We start from the raw sequence: 5,125 nt of genomic DNA on the forward strand, positions 1-5,125 counted from the left end.
GCCCGCACCGCGCTGAGCGCGGGCGTGGCACGGACCGCGCCGGTCGTCGGGGCCAGCAGGCCGCCCAGCAGCAGCGCGAGCGTGGACTTGCCGGCGCCGTTGGGGCCGATGACCGCCAACGCCCGCCCGGCCCGCACCGCGACGTCCACCCCCGCGAGGGCGGGAAGCGCGGCGGCCGGATGCCGGTAGCCGACCGCCTCGGCGACCAGCAGTTCCTCGCCCGCCGGGGCGCCCGGGCGCCGGGTGGGCAGGGGGATGCCGGGGACCCAGACGCCCGCCTCGGCCAGGGCCGGGCCGTGGGCGGCGAAGACCGCGTCGGGCGGGCCGTCGGCGGCCACGCCGCCACCCGGCTCGAGCACCACGACCCGGTCCACCAACGGCAGCGACTCGGTCACCCGGTGCTCCACCAGGATCAGCGTGGCGCCCGACGCGTCGAGCGCGGCCCGCACGGCCGCCCGGATCAGCGTCCCGCCGGCCGGGTCGAGGTTCGCCGTCGGCTCGTCGAGCAGCAGCAGGTCGGGGTCGGGTGCGAGGACGCCGGCGAGCGCCAGCCGCTGCTGCTCCCCGCCCGACAGCGCGTCGGTGCCGCGGTCCGGTCCATAGGGGAACCCGACGAGCGCGCAGGCCTCGGCCACCCGCGGCCAGATCGCGTCGCGGCGTACGCCCAGATTCTCCAGACCGAAGGCCACGTCGTCGCCGCAGCGGGCCATCACCAGCTGGGTCTGCGGGTCCTGGAAGAGCACCCCCGTGCGGCGTGCGCCGGCCGCGCGGCGCCGTTCGCGCGGGTCGGCCCCGCCCACCGTGAGGGTGCCCTCCTGCTCGCCGGAGTCGGCGGCGAGCAGGCCCGCCAACGCGGCGAGCAGGGTGCTCTTGCCGGCCCCCGAAGGACCGAGCAGGAGCACCCGCTCGCCGCGTTCGATGCGGAGATGCACGCCCCGCAGTGCCCAGGCGCGGCGCCCCGCGTGCCGCCAGCCGAAGCCGCGCAGCTCGACGTGACCTCCCGTCGCAAGCCTTCCGGAGGAGCGCTCTTCTCCGGAGGAAGGTCTGCGACCATTTGAGCTAGACGAGGGCCCGGTCACGGCCCGAGGGGAAGCGGTCGAGGGCGCCGGTCTGGGCCAGCGCCCGGGTCAGCGCCCAGCCGCCGAGGCCGGCGATGACCAGGCCCGACGCCGCGGTGATGAGGATGTGCGCGAGCTGCCACCCGGACGACCAGTCCGCGTAGTACAGCCCCACGTCGAGCAGACCGCCGGCCGCGCCGGCCAGCGCGCCGCCCACGAGAGCCGACGGCAGGCGGAACGACCGGTACGCCGTGGCGGCGAAGGCCGCCTCGCCGCCCGCGCCCTGCAGCAGCCCGTAGAGCACGGTGGTGAGGCCCCACTGGGCGCCCAGCAGGGCGGAGATGATCGCGGCGACGGTCTCGGTGAACAGGCCGGCGCCCGGCTTGCGGATGACGAGCGGGCCGACGACCGCCGGCAGGAACCAGACGCCGGCGATGGCGCCGTTGGCCGGGGGGAAGGCCTTGAACGCGCCCTCGACGCCGGTCCAGAGCTGGTTCCAGCCCCAGAAGACGACGCCGAACGCGACGGCGATGACGGACGCGACCACGATGTCGAGCGTCCGCCACCGGGTGGGGGTGGGTTGGGTCATGGGTGTCCTCCCGAACTCCCTGCGCTGGCATTACCCAGATCAGGTCTGTGAGGGTCTGCGGTGCTGCCGCACTCTCAGCGCCTACGCGCTCCCCTGTCGGATCTTTCTTGTGGACGCCGACGCTATCACCGGCGGTCCGACTATGACGTGGCGGTGGGACGCGGGTTCCCGCAACCCGACGGCGGGTCGGCGAGCGGGGGGTCGGCGGCCGCGATCGGCGCCGAAAAGTTGATCACCCACTGGCCGGGCTGCGGGTAGGCGCCCGGGACCGTCACCCGCACCGGGACCTGGCGGTCCACCGTCGTCCAGACCGTCGTGTCCGCCGCCGCCTGGGCCGCGTACCAGCAGACGCCGTCCAGGCCGAAGTACACCCCGTCGGGGGCGGCGGCGGCCGCCGGGGCCGCGCAGGTGAGCACCATCGCCGGGTCGCCGTAGGCGGCGGCCTGCTCGACGACCGAGGTGGCCGCGGCCGGTTCCGCCGTCACGGGGCGGCGTGCCGCGGAGCGTACCGCCGCGGGAAGTTTCGCCACCAGGGCCCGGCAGACCGCCGCGGACGTCCCCGTCAACGGCGTCGCCGGCACCCCGACCGGGGCGGACGACTGGGGCCGGGAGACGGCGGGCCCGCCCGCGTCGCGGCCGCCGGCCCACCAGAACGAGGCGAGGCCCACGATCAGGGCGACCGGCACGGCGACGAGGGTGGCCAGCCGGGCTGCGGCGGCGCGGGCGGGATCTTTCGGCATGACCTCAGAAGTGAACCACGGAGCAGGTCAGCGTCCGCTGGATGCCCCCGATGACGTGCATCTTGCTGAGCACGAGCTGGTCGAGCTCGTCGACGCTGTGCACCTCGGACAGCACGATCACGTCGTAGGGACCCGTGACGGCGTCCACCCGCAGCACCCCAGGCATCTCTCGGATGACAGAGGCGACCTCGCGCGCTCTGCCGACCTCCGTCTGGATGAGGATGTACGCCTGGACCACGACACGTCTCCACTTCCCTCGCCGCGCACGTGCCGGCTGTGAGACTAACGAACCATAAGGTCCCATGCCGAGGGGAGGATCAGCGAATGGGCCATTTTCGGTGAGGAATGAACCATGAGTGTTGCTAGTGCTGGTGAGTTCGGGTTGATCGCGCGGGTGACCGCGCGGTTGGCCGGCGCGCCCACCACCCTGCTCGGCCCCGGCGACGACGCCGCGCTGGTCGCCGCCCCGGACGGGCGGGTCGTGGCCTGTACTGACGTGCTCGTCGAGGGGCGCCACTTCCGGCGCGACTGGTCCAGCGCGGTGGAGGTCGGGCACCGGGCCGCCGCCGCCAACCTCGCCGACGTGGCCGCGATGGGCGGCGTGGCGACGGCGCTGCTGGTGGGCCTGTGCACGCCGCCCGACCTCGACGTGCGCTGGGCGGAGGAGCTGGCCGACGGGCTGGCCGCCGAGTGCGAGCTGGTCGGCGCCGCCGTGGTCGGCGGCGACATCTCCGCGAGCCCCGTGCTCACCATCGCCGTGACGGCGCTGGGCGACCTGGGCGGGCGCCCGCCGGTGCGGCGCGACGGCGCGTGCCCGGGCGACCTGGTGGCGCTGGCGGGCCGGATCGGCTACGCCGCGGCCGGCTGCACGGTGCTGTCGCGGGGGTTCCGCTCGCCCAAGGCGCTCGTCGAGGCGTACCGGCGGCCCCAGGTGCCCTACTGGGCGGGCCCGGCGGCCGCGGCGCTCGGCGCCACGTCGATGATCGACGTCTCGGACGGCCTGCTCCAGGATCTGGGACACGTGTCCCGGGCGAGCGGGGTCGCGATCGACGTGAAGCGCGACGCGTTCGAGGTTCCGGCCGCCATGCGTGACGCGGCGAGCGCGCTCGGTGTCGACCCGTACACGTGGGTGCTCGCGGGTGGCGATGATCACCCTCTCGTCGCGACGTTCCCGCCCGGCACCCCGTTGGACGAGGACTGGCTGGTCATCGGCGCTGTACGGGAGGGAGAGGGGGTCACCGTCAATGGCCGGGCCTTCCTCGACGCACCCCTCGGCTGGGACCATTTCCGCTAGTCATCACTGTTAGTAACGTCCAGCGACGGCTTATTTGCGCAGGGTACGTACACCGACTCCCTTTTGCAGGGAGGCGAATTACACGTAGCGTATGCGCCGTGGGCGATATTTTGATCAAGCCAACGAGGTACGGCGCGCCGGTGTCGCGCGCCCTCGTCGCGGCCATGATGGCGGACCTCAACGAGCGGTACGGCGGCGACGGCGACGGCGACCAGACGCCCGTGGAGGCCGTCGAGTTCGACCCGCCGGAAGGGCTCTTCCTCGTCGCGTGGCGCGACGGCGAGCCGGTCGGCTGCGGCGGTTGGCGGACGCTGGCCCACTTCAGCGCGCCGGGCATCCCGGAGGACGTGGCCGAGATCAAGCGGATGTACACGACGCCCGCCGCGCGCAAGGGTGGCGTGGCGGCCGAGGTGCTCGCCGCCCTGGAGGAGTCGGCCCGCGAGGCCGGCATGCACCGCATCGTCCTGGAGACCGGACTCCCACAACCCGAGGCCATCGCCCTCTACGAAAAGTCCGGCTACACCCGCATCGACAACTACGGCTACTACCGCGCCGACCCCCTCTGCGTCTGCTACGGCCGCGACCTGTAGGCGCGTGCTCCGAGGGCCGCGGCAGCGGCTTATGGCGCCATAGCGTTGGAATGCGGGGCGGGATTCCATGCCTATGGCGCCATAAGGCGAAACCGGGCCCGAGGGGTGGCAGGCCCGAGGGGTGGCAGCACGAAACCGCCGGCGCCCTCGGGGCGCCGGCGGTTTCGTACGTCAGTTTGTGTCGCCTCGTAGGGCGAGATCAGCCGCGGACGACCTTGCCGGCCTTGATGCACGAGGTGCAGACCTGCAGGCGCTTGCGGTTGCCGCCACCGGCGGGCACGCGCACGGTCTGGATGTTGGGGTTCCAGCGGCGGTTGGTACGCCGGTGCGAGTGGGACACGTTGTGGCCGAAGCCGGGCCCCTTGCCACAAACGTCACACACGCTAGCCACGGGTATCTCCAAGAGGTTCTGATGATCGGACCACGTCAGATGGTCACACTGCGGCCGCCCGGAAAAAGGCAACCTCGCTAGGTTAGCCGATCCGGGGGCCGGCCCGCGAATCGGGTCCCGGTGCCACCTCGTCTTTAGCGTACCCGGCCCGTTCGGGGACATTGTCGGCACCTCGCACTACGCTCAGCCCCGTGCTGGAGAGTCTGGACGCGGCCGTCGTCCGCCGCTGGAGCGCGGCCGGGCTCGCCGCGCTGCGCGATCACCAGCGCGAGATCAACGAGCTCAACGTCTTCCCGGTGCCCGACGCGGACACCGGGACCAACCTCGTGCTCACCGTCACGGCCGCCGACGGCGCGCTCGCCGCCGACCCGGCCCTCGACGGCCTCGGCGCGGCGCTGCGCTGCCTCGCCCGGGGCGCCGTGCTCGGCGCCCGGGGCAACTCCGGCGCGATCATCGCCCAGCT

The 5,125-nt window shown here is 73.6% G+C and carries 8 protein-coding genes and 1 riboswitch; of the genes, 3 read left to right on the forward strand and 5 right to left on the reverse strand.

Translation table 11 applies throughout. The annotated features are described in order from the left end of the window. From ABD211_RS24000 to ABD211_RS24015, 4 genes are all read right to left on the reverse strand, one after another. Positions 1-941: ATP-binding cassette domain-containing protein (locus ABD211_RS24000; RefSeq protein ID WP_425560513.1), on the reverse strand; the 941-nt coding region annotated here is incomplete at its 3' end. A gap of 118 nt (positions 942-1,059) precedes the next feature. Beyond that, on the reverse strand, positions 1,060-1,647 hold the full coding sequence (locus tag ABD211_RS24005) for an ECF transporter S component (RefSeq protein WP_344136193.1): 588 nt from the start codon (positions 1,645-1,647) through the stop codon (positions 1,060-1,062). Then, positions 1,646-1,752, reverse strand: a riboswitch (TPP riboswitch). Its footprint overlaps the gene before it by 2 nt. A 35-nt stretch (positions 1,753-1,787) precedes the next feature. Further along, the gene (locus ABD211_RS24010; RefSeq protein WP_344136195.1) at positions 1,788-2,387 is read right to left on the reverse strand and encodes a DUF3515 family protein; all 600 of its coding nucleotides are present in this window, start codon (positions 2,385-2,387) and stop codon (positions 1,788-1,790) included. Positions 2,388-2,391: 4 nt separating this feature from the next. Further along, a complete protein-coding gene (locus tag ABD211_RS24015) occupies positions 2,392-2,625 on the reverse strand; it encodes an Lrp/AsnC family transcriptional regulator (RefSeq protein ID WP_344082189.1) in 234 nt (77 codons plus the stop codon). Between the two features lie 114 nt (positions 2,626-2,739). Between ABD211_RS24015 and ABD211_RS24020 the strand changes: the two genes are divergently transcribed. Further along, on the forward strand, positions 2,740-3,681 hold the full coding sequence (locus tag ABD211_RS24020) for a thiamine-phosphate kinase (protein ID WP_344136197.1): 942 nt from the start codon (positions 2,740-2,742) through the stop codon (positions 3,679-3,681). A 98-nt stretch (positions 3,682-3,779) separates the two neighbouring features. Next, positions 3,780-4,271: a GNAT family N-acetyltransferase gene (locus ABD211_RS24025; RefSeq protein ID WP_344136199.1), complete on the forward strand. Its 492-nt coding sequence runs from the start codon at positions 3,780-3,782 to the stop codon at positions 4,269-4,271. A gap of 199 nt (positions 4,272-4,470) precedes the next feature. Here the strand turns inward: ABD211_RS24025 and rpmB are convergent, their stop codons facing one another. Further along, positions 4,471-4,662, reverse strand: a complete 192-nt coding sequence (gene rpmB / locus ABD211_RS24030) for a 50S ribosomal protein L28 (protein ID WP_344082195.1) — start codon at positions 4,660-4,662, stop codon at positions 4,471-4,473. Between the two features lie 191 nt (positions 4,663-4,853). Between rpmB and ABD211_RS24035 the strand changes: the two genes are divergently transcribed. Next, positions 4,854-5,125 (forward strand): DAK2 domain-containing protein (locus ABD211_RS24035; protein WP_344136201.1); only part of this gene is annotated, 272 nt, incomplete at its 3' end.

The organism is Luedemannella flava, from assembly GCF_039528515.1.
Lineage (GTDB): Bacteria > Actinomycetota > Actinomycetes > Mycobacteriales > Micromonosporaceae > Luedemannella > Luedemannella flava.

Bases quoted from the DNA above. Each gene is read 5' to 3' on its own strand.
- ABD211_RS24005 (WP_344136193.1), bottom strand. From the start codon at position 1,647: ATGACCCAACCCACCCCCACCCGGTGGCGGACGCTCGACATCGTGGTC.
- ABD211_RS24010 (WP_344136195.1), bottom strand. From the start codon at position 2,387: ATGCCGAAAGATCCCGCCCGCGCCGCCGCAGCCCGGCTGGCCACCCTC.
- ABD211_RS24020 (WP_344136197.1), top strand. From the start codon at position 2,740: ATGAGTGTTGCTAGTGCTGGTGAGTTCGGGTTGATCGCGCGGGTGACC.